Genomic DNA, 13,409 nt, shown 5'->3' with positions numbered 1-13,409 from the left:
CTCGTGCGAACCTGGGTTCACCCCTCCCCCGGAGGGAAGAGGGCGCGCTGAAGCACGCTACGAGTGAGCCGACGGTCCATCCTACGCCAGCGCGTGCGGTGGACCAAAACGGCGGCCCCGGAAAGCGGTAGCCGTCACACCCGTTCCGTCAGGCCCCGGTGGTGACGGTCAGCGGCTCGACGTGGGCAGTGCAGGCCGAGCAGCGACGGGCGGCCTGGGGGATCTCGGTCAGGCACTCGGGGCACGGGCGCTTCGGCGCCTTCGGCTTCTTCGGCATGTAGCGCGCGGTCGCCTTGGTGATCGGCAGCACCACGCAGAAGTACAGCACCGCGGCGGTCATGAAGAACGCGATCAGCACGTTGAGGAACTGCCCGTACGGGAAGGTCACTCCGGCGATGTGCGCCTTGTACGAGCTGAAGTCGCCGGCCGCGCCGACCACCACGCCCACCAGCGGGGTGAGGAAGGCGGACACGAAGCCGGTCACCACCGCGGTGAACGCGGCACCGATGACCACACCGACCGCCATGTCGACGACGTTGCCGCGCATCATGAAGTCGCGGAATCCCTTGAGCACCTGTTGTCTCCTGCTCGCTCGTAAGCCACTGCTGACCACTACTGACCACTGCCAGCGGATAAAAATAGGACAAAAGCCCTGGAGGTCCAAACCTCCAGGGCTCTGATCCCTTGTCAGTGGCGGCAGTTGGGCGCCGCCGTGACTACGCGAGGGGGTCCGGAGCTGCGGTGATGCCCAGCTTGGCCAGTTCCGCCTTGCCGCCGTCGAAGGCGGTCAGCACCAGCGGGCCCTGCTCGGTGACGGCCACCGAGTGCTCCCAGTGCGAGGCCCAGGTGCCGTCGTTGGTGACGACCGTCCAGTCGTCCTCCAGCACGGTGGTGTGCGGGGTGCCGAGCGAGACCATCGGCTCGATCGCCAGCACGGTGCCCGGCACCAGCTTCGGGCCCTTGCCGCGGCCGCGCTCGACGTAGTTCAGCACGTGCGGCTCCATGTGCATCGCGGTGCCGATGCCGTGGCCGCCGTAGCCCTCGGTGATGCCCCACTTGCCCTTCGGCGGGAGCGGCTGGCGGCGGATGTAGCCCTCGATCGCCTTGGAGACGTCGACCAGGCGGTTGTTCTTCTTCATCTGGGCGATGCCGGCCCACATCGAGCCCTCGGTGACCCGGCTCAGCATCTCGACCTCCGGGCGGACCTCGCCGACCGCCACCGTGATGGCCGAGTCGCCGTGCCAGCCGTCCAGGATGGCGCCGCAGTCGATCGAGATGACGTCGCCCTCCTGGAGCACCCGGTCGCCGGGGATGCCGTGCACGACCTCGTTGTTCACCGAGGCGCAGATCACGCCCGGGAACCAGAGCCCGCCGTGGTGGGCGCGGAAGTTCGAGGTGGCGCCGTGGTCGGTGATGACCTTGTCCGCGATGTCGTTGAGCTCCTGGGTGGTCACCCCCGGGACGACCGCCTCGCGGCAGGCCTTCAGGGCCTCGGCGACGACCAGCCCGGCCGCTCGCATCTTCGCGATCTGCTCGGGGGTCTTGATCTCCACCATCTGGTCACGCCTTCCAAGTCCGGATTACCACTGCTACCACCGTACGACGCCGAAACGGCCGGGCCACCCGCTTCACGGGCGACCCGGCCGTACCGTCGTACGTTCGCCGAGAGACTCAGCTGTCCTGCTTCAACGCCTCGATCGAGCGGGCGGTGACCTCGTCCACCTTGCCGAGGGCCGAGATCGTCGCCACCAGGCCCTGCTGGACGTAGTAGTCGATGATCGGCTCGGTCTCCGTGTGGTAGACCTCCAGGCGCGTACGCACCTTCTCCTCGGTGTCGTCCGAGCGCTGGTACAGCTCGCCGCCGCACTCGTCGCAGACGCCCTCGACCTTCGGCGGGTTGTAGTCCACGTGGAAGACGTGGCCGCCGTCGTTGCGGCACAGGCGACGGCCGGCGATCCGGCGGACGACCTCGTCCTCGGGGACCTCCAGGTCCAGCACACCGTCCAGCTTTATGCCCTGCTCGGCGAGGAACTCGTCCAGCGCCTTGGCCTGCCCCAGGTTGCGGGGGAAGCCGTCGAGCAGGAAGCCGTTGGCGGCGTCCTCCTGGAGCATTCGGTCCTTGGCCATCCCGATGGTGACCTCGTCCGGCACCAGGTGTCCCGCGTCCATGTAGCTCTTGGCCTCGAGGCCGAGCGGGGTGCCCTGGCTGATGTTCGCACGGAACAGGTCGCCGGTGGAGATGTGGGGGATGGACAGGGTCTTGGCGAGCAGGTGCGCCTGAGTACCCTTCCCGGCCCCGGGAGGACCAACGAGGACGATACGCATCAGCGGAGGAACCCTTCGTAATTGCGCTGCTGGAGCTGGCTCTCGATCTGCTTCACAGTTTCGAGTCCGACGCCGACGACGATGAGCACGCTGGTGCCGCCGAACGGGAAGTTGGTCTGCTGTCCGAAGGCGACCAGGGCGATCATCGGGATCAACGCGATCAGGCCCAGGTAGAGCGAACCCGGCCACGTGATTCGGGTCAGCACGTAGTTCAGGTACTCGGCCGTCGGTCGGCCGGCCCGGATACCCGGGATGAACCCACCATACTTCTTCATGTTGTCGGCAACTTCTTCGGGGTTGAAGGAGATGGCGACGTAGAAGAAGGCGAAGAAGACGATCAGCAGGAAGTAGGTGGCCATGTAGATCGGGTGGTCACCCTTGACGAAGTTCGTCCGGATCCACGTGGCCCAGCCCGCCTGGCTGTTGGTCAGCTGGACCACCAGGGCGGGGATGTACAGCAGCGACGAGGCGAAGATGACCGGGATGACACCGGCCTGGTTCACCTTGAGCGGGATGTAGGTCGAGGTCCCGCCGAACGCCCGGCGGCCGATCATCCGCTTCGCGTACTGGACCGGGATCCGGCGCTGGGCCTGCTCGACGAAGATGACCAGCATCACGACGATGATGCCGACCGCGACCACGGAGAGGAACTCGACCCAGCCGCCGCCGATGGTGCCGGACTGCTTGATCGCCCACATCGAGGACGGGAACTGCGCCGCGATCGAGGTGAAGATCAGCAGCGACATGCCGTTGCCGATGCCGCGGTCGGTGATCAGCTCGCCCAGCCACATGATGACCGTGGTGCCCGCGGTCATGGTGAGGACCATGACGGCGATCCGGAACACACTGGTGTCCGGGACGATCTGGTTGGCCAGCGGGCAGCCGGAGAACAGCGCGCCGCTGGAGGCCGTCGCCACGATGCCGGTGCCCTGGAGCACCGCGAGGGCGATGGTCAGGTACCGGGTGTACTGGGTGATCTTCGCCTGGCCGGCCTGTCCCTCCTTCTTCAGCATCTCCAGTCGCGGGATCACGACGGTGAGGAGCTGGAGGATGATGCTCGCCGTGATGTACGGCATGATGCCGAGGGCGAAGATCGTCAACTGGAGGAGCGCGCCACCGCTGAACAGGTTGACGAGTCCGAAGAGGCCACTGTTCTTGGTCTCCTTCACGCACTCGTTCACGGCCGTGAAGCTCACGCCCGGAATCGGGATGTGCGAGCCCAGCCGGAACAGCACCATGATGCCCAGCGTGAACAGCAGCTTCTTGCGCAGGTCGGGCGTCTGGAACGCCCGCGCGAACGCACTGAGCACGGTGCCTCCTGCGCCTCCCGCGCGTCGTCGGCGGGAGGGTCGGTCCTGAATGGGGAGTTTTGCGGTACGGGCTCCCGTACAGACGGCACAGGCGAGCCTACGCGCAGCCTACAAGGGAACTCCACGGACTCTAACAGTGCGCGGCCACTCGGAAGAAGCGCGTACCGCCGCTCCCCCACTCATGGGGTACGGGATGCCCGGTTTTGCCACACAAAAGAACGAGCGCCATCCGGCCGGATATCCCCGGAAACGACACGAGCCCCGCACCTCCCGAAGGAGGTGCGGGGCTCGTGGGCGGAATTCAGCGGGCTCAGATGAGCTCGGTGACCGTACCGCCGGCGGCCTTGATCTTCTCGGCGGCCGAACCGGAGACGGCGTCCACCGCAACCTGGAGCGCGACCGAGATCTCGCCGGTGCCGAGCACCTTGACGAGGGAGTTCTTGCGAACCGCGCCCTTGGCGACCAGGTCCTCGACGGTGACCTCGCCACCCTGCGGGTAGAGCTCGGCCAGCTTGTCGAGGTTGACAACCTGGAACGTGATCTTGAACGGGTTCTTGAAGCCCTTCAGCTTCGGCAGACGCATGTGGAGCGGCATCTGGCCACCCTCGAAGCGCTGCGGAACCTGGTAGCGGGCCTTGGTGCCCTTGGTACCACGACCGGCGGTCTTACCCTTGGAGCCCTCACCACGACCCACACGGATCTTGTCGGTCTTGGCACCCGGGGCGGGCCGCAGGTTGTGGATCTTGATCGGGTTGTCGCCCATGATCAGTCCACCTCCTCAACCGTCACCAGGTGACGGACCGTGTGGGCCATCCCGCGGATCTCGGGACGGTCCTCCTTCACCACGACGTCGTGCATGCGCTTGAGACCAAGCGAACGCAGGGTGTCACGGTGATTCTGCTTGCTGCCGATGTACGACTTGGTCTGCGTGATCTTCAGGCGAGCCATCAGGCGCTCACCCCAGCAGCACGCGCCCGCAGCAGAGCGGCGGGGGCCACGTCCTCCAGCGGCAGGCCACGACGGGCGGCGATCTCCTCGGGGCGCACGAGGCCCTTCAGAGCGGCCACGGTGGCGTGCACGATGTTGATCGCGTTGTCCGAGCCGAGCGACTTCGACAGGATGTCGTGGATGCCGGCGCACTCCAGGACGGCGCGCACCGGACCACCGGCGATAACACCGGTACCGGGGGCGGCGGGCTTCAGCAGCACGACGCCGGCGGCCTTCTCACCCTGGATCGGGTGGGGGATGGTGCCCTGGATACGGGGGACCTTGAAGAAGTTCTTCTTGGCCTCCTCAACGCCCTTGGCGATGGCGGCCGGAACCTCCTTCGCCTTGCCGTAACCGACACCCACGGTGCCCTCGCCATCGCCCACCACGACGAGCGCGGTGAAGCTGAAGCGACGGCCACCCTTGACAACCTTGGCGACACGGTTGATCGCGACGACGCGCTCGACGTAAGCGGTCTTCTCGACGGCGGGGGCGTTGCCCCGGTCGTCACGCTTACGGTCGCGCCGCTCGCCACCGGTGCCGCCACCGGCGCCGCTGCCGCGGCGCTGGGGTCCAGCCATTGGATTTACCTCTCTCGTTTACGTCCGTCGACAGAGTCGACGAGCGGCTTAGAAGTCGAGCCCGGCCTCACGGGCCGCGTCCGCCAGGGCGGCGATGCGGCCGGCGTACCGGTTGCCCGCGCGGTCGAAGACGACCGACTCGATGCCGGCGGCCTTGGCGCGCTCGGCGACCAGGCTCCCGACCTTCTTGGCCAGCTCGGTCTTGTCGCCCTCGGCGCCCTTGATGGACACGTCGAGGGTGGACGCCGACGCCAGGGTGTGACCCTTGGCGTCGTCGATGACCTGGGCGACCATGTGACGGTTCGAGCGCGTCACGACGAGACGCGGACGCACCTCGGTGCCGACGACGCGCTTGCGAACGCGGATCGCGCGGCGCTTGCGAGCGGCGCTCTTGTAGGCGTTGCCCTTGCCGATCTTGACAGAGACACTCATCGCTTACTTACCACTCTTTCCGACCTTGCGGCGGATGACCTCGCCCGCGTACTTGACACCCTTGGCCTTGTACGGGTCGGGCTTGCGCAGCTTGCGGATGTTCGCGGCGACCTCGCCGACCTTCTGCTTGTCGATGCCGTCCACGTGGAACTTGGTGGGCGACTCGACGACGAAGGAGATGCCCTCCGGCGCGGTGATCAGGATCGGGTGGCTGTAACCGAGCGCGAACTCCATGTCGGAGCCCTTCGCGGTCACACGGTAACCAACACCGCTGATCTCCAGCGACTTGCGGTAGCCCGCGGTCACGCCGGTGATCATGTTCGCCACCAGCGTGCGGGTCAGGCCGTGCAGGGCCTTCGAGCGACGCTCGTCGTTCGGACGAGAGACGAGCACAGTGCCGTCCTCGGCCTTGCCGATCCCGATCGGCTCGGCGACGACGTGGGTGAGCGAGCCCTTCGGGCCCTTCACCGAGACCGCCTGGCCATCGATGGTGACGTCCACGCCAGCGGGGACCTGGATGGGCAGCCGTCCAATGCGCGACATTGCTGTACCTCCGTTTCCCGAATTACCAGACGTAGGCGAGAACTTCTCCGCCTACGCCCTTCTTGGCGGCCTGCTTGTCGGTCAGGAGGCCGGAGGACGTGGAGATGATCGCCACGCCCAGGCCGCCGAGAACCTTCGGCAGGTTGGTGGACTTTGCGTAAACGCGCAGACCCGGCTTGCTGATGCGCTTGATGCCGGCGATGGAGCGCTCACGGTTGGGGCCGAACTTGAGCTCGATGGTCAGCTTCTTGCCGACCTCGCCCTCAGCCGGCTCCTCAACCTTGTAAGAGGAGATGTACCCCTCCTGCTGCAGGATCTGGGCGACGTGCGCCTTGATCTTGCTGGCCGGCATCGCCACGGTGTCGTGGTACGCCGAGTTCGCGTTACGCAGACGCGTGAGCATGTCTGCGATGGGGTCGGTCATGGTCATGATGGCCTCAGGCCTCTCTCGCCGTGGTTTCTCCGCACCAGGTCCCCCTTCCGCACTCTTCCGAGTTCGTCAGGGGCACAAGCGCAGGGGACCTACGACGTAGTAAGACTGGGTGCGAGCCCTTCCTCTGAAGGGCCACGGACATCCATGGGGAAGCCGCGGCAGGGGGCCCGACCCCACTACCTTACGGGACTCCGTAGGCAGGCCCAAAACGGACCGGTGTGGGATCGGGCACCTCTGCGTCGCTGTGTGCCTAAAGCGCCTGGATTACCAGGAGCTCTTGGTCACGCCCGGCAGCTCGCCGCGGTGCGCCATCTCACGGAGGCAGACACGGCACAGGCCGAACTTGCGGTACACCGAGTGCGGACGGCCGCAGCGCTGGCACCGGGTGTAGGCCCGGACGCCGAACTTCGGCTTACGCTCGGCCTTCGCGATGAGGGACTTCTTCGCCATTGGCTCACGCCTCCTTGAACGGGAAGCCCAGAGCGCGCAGGAGCGCCCGGCCCTCGTCGTCGGTCTGAGCGGTGGTCACGACGGTGATGTCCATACCGCGCTGACGGTCGACCTTGTCCTGGTCGATCTCGTGGAACATAACCTGCTCGGTCAGACCGAAGGTGTAGTTGCCACGGCCGTCGAACTGCTTCGGGGAGAGACCACGGAAGTCACGGATACGCGGCAGGGCCAGCGAAACCAGACGGTCCAGGAACTCCCACATGCGGTCACCACGGAGGGTGACGTGGGTGCCGATCGGCTGGCCCTCGCGCAGCTTGAACTGCGCGATGGACTTGCGAGCCTTGGTCACGGCCGGCTTCTGACCGGTGATCGCGGTCAGGTCGCGGATCGCGCCCTCGATCAGCTTGCTGTCACGGGCAGCCTCGCCGACACCCATGTTGACGACGACCTTGACCAGGCCGGGCGTCAGCATGACGTTCTCGTACTTGAACTGCTCCTGCAGCTGACCCTTGATCTCGGAGTTGTAACGCTCCTTGAGGCGGGGGGTCACCTTCTCAACAGACGTCTCAGACATCAGATGTCCTCACCGGTTCGCTTGGCAACACGGATCTTGTTGCCCTCGTCGTCGAAGCGGTAGCCAACGCGGGTGACGACCTTCTTGCCGTCCTTCTCCACGACCAGCTGGACGTTGGAGACGTGCACCGGGGCCTCGACGGTGACAATGCCACCCTGAGTACCCGGGCCCGGCTTGGTGTGCTTCTTGACCCGGTTCACACCCTCGACCAGGACCTTGTTCTCAGCCGGCATGGCCTGGATGACCTTGCCCTGCTTGCCCTTGTCCTTGCCGGTGATGACCTGAACCAGGTCACCCTTCTTGATCTTCATGCTGTTCGCCATGAGTTAGAGCACCTCCGGCGCAAGCGAGATGATCTTCATGAACTTCTTGTCACGCAGCTCGCGGCCCACCGGGCCGAAGATGCGGGTGCCACGGGGGTCACCATCGGTGTTCTTCAGAACGACCGCGGCGTTCTCGTCGAAACGGATGTACGAGCCATCCGGACGACGACGCTCCTTGACGGTGCGGACGACGACGCACTTGACGACGTCACCCTTCTTCACCGAACCACCGGGGATCGCGTCCTTGACGGTGGCGACGATGACGTCCCCGATACCGGCGTAGCGGCGACCGGAGCCACCGAGAACACGGATGCAAAGGATCTCCTTGGCACCAGTGTTGTCGGCGACGCGCAGTCGCGACTCCTGCTGGATCACAGCTTTCTCCTGATCGTCAACGAGAGTCGACGGGCCGGCCGCTGCTCACATCGGCGTCCCACTGGGACCCGCTGCACATACGGCCGTACCACATCGGCTTCGTTACTTGGCCTTCTCGAGGATCTCGACGACGCGCCAGCGCTTCGTCGCGGACAGCGGGCGGGTCTCCGCGAGGAGGACCCGGTCGCCCACGCCGCACGCGTTCTGCTCGTCGTGCGCCTTCAGCTTGTTCGTACGGCGGATGACCTTGCCGTACAGAGCGTGCTTGACGCGGTCCTCGACGGCGACGACGACGGTCTTGTCCATCTTGTCGCTGACGACGAGACCCTCACGGGTCTTGCGGAAACCGCGCGTCTCGTTGGTGTTCTCAGTCATCAGGCGTTCTCCACCGTCTCGATGCCCAGCTCGCGCTCGCGCATCAGGGTGTAGATCCGCGCGATGTCCTTACGGACGAGCTTGAGCCGTCCGTGGTTGTCGAGCTGCCCGGTCGCCGCCTGGAAGCGGAGGTTGAACAGCTCCTCCTTGGCCTCGCGCAGCTTGGCAACGAGACCCTCGTTGTCCAGCGAACGAAGCTCAGCAGCCTTGGTAGCGGCCGACATCAGCTCTCACCGTCCTCGCGCCGGACGATCCGGCACTTCATCGGCAGCTTGTGCGCGGCGCGGGTGAGCGCCTCGCGAGCAACCTTCTCGTTCGGGTACGACAGCTCGAACATGACCCGACCCGGGTGCACGTTCGCGATCCACCACTCCGGCGAACCCTTACCGGAACCCATGCGGGTCTCGGCCGGCTTCTTGGTGAGCGGACGGTCCGGGTAGATGTTGATCCAGACCTTGCCGCCACGGCGGATGTGACGGGTGATCGCGATACGAGCGGACTCGATCTGACGGTTCGTCACGTAGGCCGGGGTCACGGCCTGGATGCCGAACTGGCCGAACGCCAGCTCGGTGCCACCCTTGGCAGCGCCACGACGCTTGGGGTGGTGCTGCTTGCGGTGCTTGACCCGACGGGGGATCAGCATTGGGGTCAGGCCTCCGTTCCGGTGTTCTCGGCAGCCGGAGCCTCGACCGCCGGGGCCGCGGGGGCCTCGGCAGCGGCGGGACGACGGCCACGGCCACCGCGCTCGCCACCACGGCGGTCGCCACCGCGGGCGGGACGACCACCCTCGGGACGGGCCGGGCGGTTGCCCGAGCGGGCAGCGGCGTTCTCAGCGCGGACCTCGGCGATGTTCTTGACGTCGCCCTTGTAGATCCAGACCTTCACGCCGATGCGGCCGAAGGTGGTCTTGGCCTCGAAGAAGCCGTAGTCGACGTTCGCACGGAGGGTGTGCAGCGGCACGCGACCCTCGCGGTAGAACTCCGAACGGCTCATCTCGGCGCCGCCGAGACGACCGGAGCACTGGACCTTGATGCCCTTGGCGCCGGACTTCATGGTGCCCTGCATCGACTTGCGCATGGCACGGCGGAAGGAGACGCGGGAGGACAGCTGCTCCGCGACGCCCTGAGCCACGAGCTGGGCGTCCAGCTCGGGGTTCTTGACCTCGAGGATGTTCAGCTGGACCTGCTTGCCGGTCAGCTTCTCGAGGTCGCCGCGGATGCGGTCGGCCTCGGTGCCACGGCGACCGATGACGATGCCGGGGCGGGCGGTGTGGATGTCGACGCGGACGCGGTCGCGGGTGCGCTCGATCTCGACCTTGGAGATGCCGGCGCGCTCCATGCCCTTCGTCATCATGCGACGAATGGCAACGTCTTCCTTGACGTAGTCCTTGTACAGCTTGTCGGCGTACCAGCGGGACTTGAAGTCCGTGCTGATGCCGAGGCGGAACCCGTGCGGGTTAACCTTCTGGCCCATTACCGGGTCCCTTCCTTGCTGCTGACGACCACGGTGATGTGGCTGGTCCGCTTGCGGATCCGGTAGGCGCGGCCCTGGGCGCGCGGACGGAACCGCTTCAGGGTCGGGCCCTCGTCAACGTACGCCTCGGAGATGTAGAGGTCGTCCACGTTGGAGTGGTTGTAGTTGTGCGCGGCGTTGGCAATGGCGCTGTCGAGCACCTTGCCGACCGGCACGGTGGCGGCCTGCGGAGCGAAACGCAGGACGGCCTGGGCCTCCGTGGCATTCATGCCTCGGATGAGGTCCACCACGCGGCGGGCCTTCATGGGCGTCACGCGGATGTACCGCGCCTGTGCCCTGGCTTCCATGGTTGTCCCCTTAATGGAGTAAGTCATCTGAGTCTTTTTGGCGCGCAAGCTCAGGCTTAGCGGCGCTTCGACTTCCGGTCATCCTTCACGTGGCCACGGAAGGTGCGGGTCGGAGCGAACTCGCCGAGCTTGTGGCCGACCATCGACTCGGTGACGAACACCGGGACGTGCTTACGGCCATCGTGAACCGCGATCGTGTGACCGAGCATGCTCGGGGAGATCACGGAACGACGGGACCAGGTCTTGATGACGTTCTGGGTACCCGCCTCGTTCTGAGCGTCCACCTTCTTGATGAGGTGGCCGTCGATGAAGGGGCCCTTCTTGAGACTGCGCGGCATCTGACCTGCTCCTAGCGCTTCTTGTTGGTCTTGCGGCGGCGCACGATGAGCTTGTCCGACGCCTTGTTCGGGCGACGGGTACGGCCCTCGGGCTTACCCCACGGCGAGACCGGGTGGCGACCACCGGAGGTCTTACCCTCACCACCACCGTGCGGGTGGTCGATCGGGTTCATGGCCACACCACGCACGGTCGGGCGGACGCCCTTCCAGCGCATACGGCCGGCCTTGCCCCAGTTGATGTTCGACTGCTCGGCGTTGCCGACCTCGCCGACGGTGGCGCGGCAGCGCGCGTCGACCAGGCGGATCTCACCGGAGGGCATGCGCAGGTGCGCCATCTTGCCCTCACGCGCCAGCAGCTGGATGCCGGAGCCCGCCGAGCGGGCCAGCTTGGCACCGCCACCGGGACGCAGCTCCACCGCGTGGATGGTGGTACCGACCGGGATGTTGCGCAGCGGCAGGTTGTTGCCCGGCTTGATGTCGGCGCCAGCGCCGTTCTCGATCCGGTCACCCTGCGCGATGCCGCGCGGCGCGATGATGTAGCGCTTCTCGCCGTCCGCGTAGTGCAGGAGCGCGATGCGCGCGGTGCGGTTCGGGTCGTACTCGATGTGAGCGACCTTGGCCGGCACGCCGTCCTTGTCGTGACGACGGAAGTCGATCACGCGGTAGGCGCGCTTGTGACCGCCACCCTGGTGGCGAGCGGTGACACGACCGGCGTTGTTGCGGCCGCCCTTGCTGTGCAGGGGGCGAACCAGCGACTTCTCCGGGGTGGACCGCGTGATTTCTACGAAGTCGGCCACGCTGGAGCCACGACGGCCCGGCGTAGTCGGCTTGTACTTGCGGATGCCCATTTGGCTCTCTCGTCCTCGTCCTAATCGACGATCACGATCTCCCGATTCAGGAGACCGGACCACCGAAGATGTCGATGCGGTTGCCCTCGGCCAGCGTCACGATGGCGCGCTTGGTGTCCTTGCGCTTGCCAAAGCCCGTCTTGGAGCGCTTGCGCTTGCCCTGACGGTTGATCGTGTTGACAGCCTCGACCTTGACCGAGAAGACCGCCTCGACGGCCTGCTTGATCTGGGTCTTGTTGGCGCCCGGCGACACGATGAACGTGTACTTGTTCTCGTCGAGGAGCGAGTAGCTCTTCTCCGAGATGACCGGCTTCACCAGGACGTCACGGGGGTCCGTGAACGTCTTGCTCGTAACGTCGCTCATCAGGCGGCGCTCCCTTCGAGCTCGCCCTCAGCGGCAACGGCCTTGGCGGACGCGGCCGGACCGGCCACGAAACGCTCGAAGGCGGCCTGGGTGAAGACCACATCGTCGGAGACGAGCACGTCGTAGGTGTTCAGCTGACCGGCGTCCAGGATGTGCACGTGCGGCAGGTTGCGAGCGGACTTGAGGCCCAGCTCGTCCTCGCGCTCGACGACCAGGAGGACGTTCTTGCGCTCGGTGATCTTGCCGAACAGGCTCTTGGCGGCCTTGGTCGACGGCGCCTCGGTCGCGGTCACGCCGGTGACGACGTGGATGCGGTTGTGGCGGGCCCGGTCGGTGAGCGCACCGCGCAGGGCGGCGGCGATCATCTTCTTCGGGGTCCGCTGCGAGTAGTCGCGCGGCACGGGACCGTGCACGACGCCACCGCCGGCGAACTGCGGCGCACGGGTCGAGCCCTGACGGGCGCGGCCGGTGCCCTTCTGGCGGTACGGCTTCTTGCCGCCGCCACGGACCTCGCCGCGAGTCTTGGTCTTGTGGGTGCCCTGACGGGCCGCAGCGAGCTGCGCCACGACGACCTGGTGCATCAGCGGAACGCTGACCTTCGCGTCGAAGATCTCAGCCGGCAGCTCGAGGCTGCCGGTCTTGTCGCCAGCCGGCGACAGGATGTCAATGGTGCTCATATCCTTCACAGCCCCTTCGCCGCGGTGCGGACGAGGACGAGGCCGCCGTTCGGGCCCGGGACGGCGCCCTTGATGAGCAGCAGGCCCTTCTCCGCGTCGACCGCGTGCACGGTCAGGTTCTGGGTGGTCACACGCTCGTGGCCCATCCGACCGGCCATGCGCAGGCCCTTGAACACACGGCCCGGGGTGGCGCAGCCACCGATGGAACCGGGCGAGCGGTGCTTGCGCTGGGTGCCGTGACCGGCGCCGAGACCACGGAAGTTGTGGCGCTTCATGACACCGGCGAAGCCCTTGCCCTTGGAGGTGCCGGTCACGTCGACCTTGACACCCGCCTCGAACAGCTCGGCGGTGATCTCCTGGCCCAGGGTGTACTCGGACGCGTCCGAGGTACGCAGCTCGACCAGGTGACGGCGCGGGGTGACACCGGCCTTGGCGAAGTGGCCCGCGAGGGGCTTGTTCACCTTGCGGGGGTCGATCTCGCCGAAGCCGATCTGGACGGCGTCGTAGCCGGCCGGGCTGTCAGCGGTGTGGACCTGGGTCACGACATTCGGCCCAGCCTTGACGACGGTCACCGGGACGACCCGGTTGTTCTCGTCCCAGACCTGGGTCATGCCGAGCTTCTCGCCCAGGATGCCCTTAATCTGCTTAGCCATC

At 66.5% G+C, this 13,409-nt stretch carries 24 protein-coding genes; all 24 read right to left on the bottom strand.

Annotated features, from left to right (window positions below; translation table 11 throughout):
• Nucleotides 1-148: 148 nt before the first annotated feature.
• Nucleotides 149-574, bottom strand: a complete 426-nt coding sequence (mscL, locus tag ACIQ87_RS14985) for a large conductance mechanosensitive channel protein MscL (RefSeq protein WP_402406063.1) — start codon at nt 572-574, stop codon at nt 149-151.
• 142 nt (nt 575-716) lie between these two features.
• On the bottom strand, nt 717-1,556 hold the full coding sequence (gene map / locus ACIQ87_RS14980) for a type I methionyl aminopeptidase (protein ID WP_380728078.1): 840 nt from the start codon (nt 1,554-1,556) through the stop codon (nt 717-719).
• A 115-nt stretch (nt 1,557-1,671) separates the two neighbouring features.
• Nucleotides 1,672-2,325, bottom strand: a complete 654-nt coding sequence (locus ACIQ87_RS14975) for an adenylate kinase (protein WP_402406061.1) — start codon at nt 2,323-2,325, stop codon at nt 1,672-1,674.
• Nucleotides 2,325-3,635, bottom strand: a complete 1,311-nt coding sequence (secY, locus tag ACIQ87_RS14970; protein ID WP_402406059.1) for a preprotein translocase subunit SecY — start codon at nt 3,633-3,635, stop codon at nt 2,325-2,327. The genes ACIQ87_RS14975 and secY overlap by 1 nt, the downstream gene beginning before the upstream one ends.
• A gap of 310 nt (nt 3,636-3,945) precedes the next feature.
• Nucleotides 3,946-4,398 carry a 50S ribosomal protein L15 gene (gene rplO / locus ACIQ87_RS14965; protein WP_392867334.1) on the bottom strand — a complete coding sequence of 151 codons (453 nt, stop codon included), beginning with the start codon at nt 4,396-4,398 and terminating at the stop codon, nt 3,946-3,948.
• A gap of 2 nt (nt 4,399-4,400) precedes the next feature.
• Complete coding sequence (rpmD, locus tag ACIQ87_RS14960) at nt 4,401-4,583, bottom strand: 50S ribosomal protein L30 (protein ID WP_030055835.1); 183 nt, start codon at nt 4,581-4,583, stop codon at nt 4,401-4,403.
• Nucleotides 4,583-5,203 (bottom strand): 30S ribosomal protein S5, encoded by a 621-nt coding sequence (rpsE, locus tag ACIQ87_RS14955; RefSeq protein ID WP_350573992.1) that lies wholly within the window; start codon nt 5,201-5,203, stop codon nt 4,583-4,585. Before rpsE ends, rpmD begins: the two co-directional genes overlap by 1 nt.
• Before the next feature lie 48 nt (nt 5,204-5,251).
• The gene (gene rplR / locus ACIQ87_RS14950; protein ID WP_030280785.1) at nt 5,252-5,635 is read right to left on the bottom strand and encodes a 50S ribosomal protein L18; all 384 of its coding nucleotides are present in this window, start codon (nt 5,633-5,635) and stop codon (nt 5,252-5,254) included.
• Nucleotides 5,636-5,638: 3 nt separating this feature from the next.
• Nucleotides 5,639-6,178 (bottom strand): 50S ribosomal protein L6, encoded by a 540-nt coding sequence (rplF, locus tag ACIQ87_RS14945; RefSeq protein WP_392867340.1) that lies wholly within the window; start codon nt 6,176-6,178, stop codon nt 5,639-5,641.
• Between the two features lie 22 nt (nt 6,179-6,200).
• A complete protein-coding gene (gene rpsH, locus ACIQ87_RS14940; RefSeq protein ID WP_350503566.1) occupies nt 6,201-6,608 on the bottom strand; it encodes a 30S ribosomal protein S8 in 408 nt (135 codons plus the stop codon).
• Nucleotides 6,609-6,875: 267 nt separating this feature from the next.
• On the bottom strand, nt 6,876-7,061 hold the full coding sequence (locus tag ACIQ87_RS14935) for a type Z 30S ribosomal protein S14 (RefSeq protein WP_030393303.1): 186 nt from the start codon (nt 7,059-7,061) through the stop codon (nt 6,876-6,878).
• 4 nt (nt 7,062-7,065) lie between these two features.
• Nucleotides 7,066-7,635, bottom strand: coding sequence for a 50S ribosomal protein L5 (gene rplE, locus ACIQ87_RS14930; protein ID WP_359820418.1), 570 nt, complete (start codon nt 7,633-7,635; stop codon nt 7,066-7,068).
• Nucleotides 7,635-7,946 carry a 50S ribosomal protein L24 gene (rplX, locus tag ACIQ87_RS14925; RefSeq protein ID WP_030232484.1) on the bottom strand — a complete coding sequence of 104 codons (312 nt, stop codon included), beginning with the start codon at nt 7,944-7,946 and terminating at the stop codon, nt 7,635-7,637. Before rplX ends, rplE begins: the two co-directional genes overlap by 1 nt.
• Before the next feature lie 15 nt (nt 7,947-7,961).
• Nucleotides 7,962-8,333 (bottom strand): 50S ribosomal protein L14, encoded by a 372-nt coding sequence (gene rplN, locus ACIQ87_RS14920; RefSeq protein ID WP_030300391.1) that lies wholly within the window; start codon nt 8,331-8,333, stop codon nt 7,962-7,964.
• Between the two features lie 102 nt (nt 8,334-8,435).
• A complete protein-coding gene (rpsQ, locus tag ACIQ87_RS14915; RefSeq protein ID WP_030280777.1) occupies nt 8,436-8,708 on the bottom strand; it encodes a 30S ribosomal protein S17 in 273 nt (90 codons plus the stop codon).
• Entirely contained in the window at nt 8,708-8,932 is a 225-nt protein-coding gene (gene rpmC, locus ACIQ87_RS14910; protein WP_030232478.1) for a 50S ribosomal protein L29, read from the bottom strand. The genes rpsQ and rpmC overlap by 1 nt, the downstream gene beginning before the upstream one ends.
• Entirely contained in the window at nt 8,932-9,351 is a 420-nt protein-coding gene (gene rplP / locus ACIQ87_RS14905) for a 50S ribosomal protein L16 (protein WP_030232476.1), read from the bottom strand. Before rplP ends, rpmC begins: the two co-directional genes overlap by 1 nt.
• 5 nt (nt 9,352-9,356) lie before the next feature.
• Nucleotides 9,357-10,181 carry a 30S ribosomal protein S3 gene (gene rpsC / locus ACIQ87_RS14900; RefSeq protein ID WP_355253411.1) on the bottom strand — a complete coding sequence of 275 codons (825 nt, stop codon included), beginning with the start codon at nt 10,179-10,181 and terminating at the stop codon, nt 9,357-9,359.
• Complete coding sequence (gene rplV / locus ACIQ87_RS14895) at nt 10,181-10,528, bottom strand: 50S ribosomal protein L22 (RefSeq protein WP_030280773.1); 348 nt, start codon at nt 10,526-10,528, stop codon at nt 10,181-10,183. The genes rpsC and rplV overlap by 1 nt, the downstream gene beginning before the upstream one ends.
• 56 nt (nt 10,529-10,584) lie before the next feature.
• The gene (gene rpsS / locus ACIQ87_RS14890) at nt 10,585-10,866 is read right to left on the bottom strand and encodes a 30S ribosomal protein S19 (RefSeq protein ID WP_035848164.1); all 282 of its coding nucleotides are present in this window, start codon (nt 10,864-10,866) and stop codon (nt 10,585-10,587) included.
• A gap of 11 nt (nt 10,867-10,877) precedes the next feature.
• Nucleotides 10,878-11,714: a 50S ribosomal protein L2 gene (gene rplB, locus ACIQ87_RS14885; RefSeq protein WP_030232466.1), complete on the bottom strand. Its 837-nt coding sequence runs from the start codon at nt 11,712-11,714 to the stop codon at nt 10,878-10,880.
• Between the two features lie 46 nt (nt 11,715-11,760).
• Entirely contained in the window at nt 11,761-12,078 is a 318-nt protein-coding gene (gene rplW, locus ACIQ87_RS14880) for a 50S ribosomal protein L23 (RefSeq protein ID WP_030280768.1), read from the bottom strand.
• Entirely contained in the window at nt 12,078-12,755 is a 678-nt protein-coding gene (gene rplD / locus ACIQ87_RS14875) for a 50S ribosomal protein L4 (protein ID WP_031063053.1), read from the bottom strand. The genes rplW and rplD overlap by 1 nt, the downstream gene beginning before the upstream one ends.
• Nucleotides 12,756-12,760: 5 nt before the next feature.
• Nucleotides 12,761-13,408 carry a 50S ribosomal protein L3 gene (gene rplC / locus ACIQ87_RS14870; protein WP_153460994.1) on the bottom strand — a complete coding sequence of 216 codons (648 nt, stop codon included), beginning with the start codon at nt 13,406-13,408 and terminating at the stop codon, nt 12,761-12,763.
• Between the last annotated feature and the right edge of the window lies 1 nt (nt 13,409).

Source organism: Kitasatospora sp. NPDC096204 (genome assembly GCF_044763205.1).
Taxonomy (GTDB): Bacteria; Actinomycetota; Actinomycetes; order Streptomycetales; family Streptomycetaceae; genus Kitasatospora.
The sequence above is the reverse complement of the archived record's forward strand: the minus strand, read 5'-3'. Positions and strand labels throughout refer to the sequence as shown.

Bases quoted from the DNA above. Each gene is read 5' to 3' on its own strand.
- map (WP_380728078.1), bottom strand. From the start codon at position 1,556: ATGGTGGAGATCAAGACCCCCGAGCAGATCGCGAAGATGCGAGCGGCC.
- ACIQ87_RS14975 (WP_402406061.1), bottom strand. From the start codon at position 2,325: ATGCGTATCGTCCTCGTTGGTCCTCCCGGGGCCGGGAAGGGTACTCAG.
- rplO (WP_392867334.1), bottom strand. From the start codon at position 4,398: ATGGGCGACAACCCGATCAAGATCCACAACCTGCGGCCCGCCCCGGGT.
- rpmD (WP_030055835.1), bottom strand. From the start codon at position 4,583: ATGGCTCGCCTGAAGATCACGCAGACCAAGTCGTACATCGGCAGCAAG.
- rpsE (WP_350573992.1), bottom strand. From the start codon at position 5,203: ATGGCTGGACCCCAGCGCCGCGGCAGCGGCGCCGGTGGCGGCACCGGT.
- rplR (WP_030280785.1), bottom strand. From the start codon at position 5,635: ATGAGTGTCTCTGTCAAGATCGGCAAGGGCAACGCCTACAAGAGCGCC.
- rplF (WP_392867340.1), bottom strand. From the start codon at position 6,178: ATGTCGCGCATTGGACGGCTGCCCATCCAGGTCCCCGCTGGCGTGGAC.
- rpsH (WP_350503566.1), bottom strand. From the start codon at position 6,608: ATGACCATGACCGACCCCATCGCAGACATGCTCACGCGTCTGCGTAAC.
- ACIQ87_RS14935 (WP_030393303.1), bottom strand. From the start codon at position 7,061: ATGGCGAAGAAGTCCCTCATCGCGAAGGCCGAGCGTAAGCCGAAGTTC.
- rplE (WP_359820418.1), bottom strand. From the start codon at position 7,635: ATGTCTGAGACGTCTGTTGAGAAGGTGACCCCCCGCCTCAAGGAGCGT.
- rplX (WP_030232484.1), bottom strand. From the start codon at position 7,946: ATGAAGATCAAGAAGGGTGACCTGGTTCAGGTCATCACCGGCAAGGAC.
- rpsQ (WP_030280777.1), bottom strand. From the start codon at position 8,708: ATGACTGAGAACACCAACGAGACGCGCGGTTTCCGCAAGACCCGTGAG.
- rpmC (WP_030232478.1), bottom strand. From the start codon at position 8,932: ATGTCGGCCGCTACCAAGGCTGCTGAGCTTCGTTCGCTGGACAACGAG.
- rplP (WP_030232476.1), bottom strand. From the start codon at position 9,351: ATGCTGATCCCCCGTCGGGTCAAGCACCGCAAGCAGCACCACCCCAAG.
- rpsC (WP_355253411.1), bottom strand. From the start codon at position 10,181: ATGGGCCAGAAGGTTAACCCGCACGGGTTCCGCCTCGGCATCAGCACG.
- rplV (WP_030280773.1), bottom strand. From the start codon at position 10,528: ATGGAAGCCAGGGCACAGGCGCGGTACATCCGCGTGACGCCCATGAAG.
- rpsS (WP_035848164.1), bottom strand. From the start codon at position 10,866: ATGCCGCGCAGTCTCAAGAAGGGCCCCTTCATCGACGGCCACCTCATC.
- rplB (WP_030232466.1), bottom strand. From the start codon at position 11,714: ATGGGCATCCGCAAGTACAAGCCGACTACGCCGGGCCGTCGTGGCTCC.
- rplW (WP_030280768.1), bottom strand. From the start codon at position 12,078: ATGAGCGACGTTACGAGCAAGACGTTCACGGACCCCCGTGACGTCCTG.
- rplD (WP_031063053.1), bottom strand. From the start codon at position 12,755: ATGAGCACCATTGACATCCTGTCGCCGGCTGGCGACAAGACCGGCAGC.
- rplC (WP_153460994.1), bottom strand. From the start codon at position 13,408: ATGGCTAAGCAGATTAAGGGCATCCTGGGCGAGAAGCTCGGCATGACC.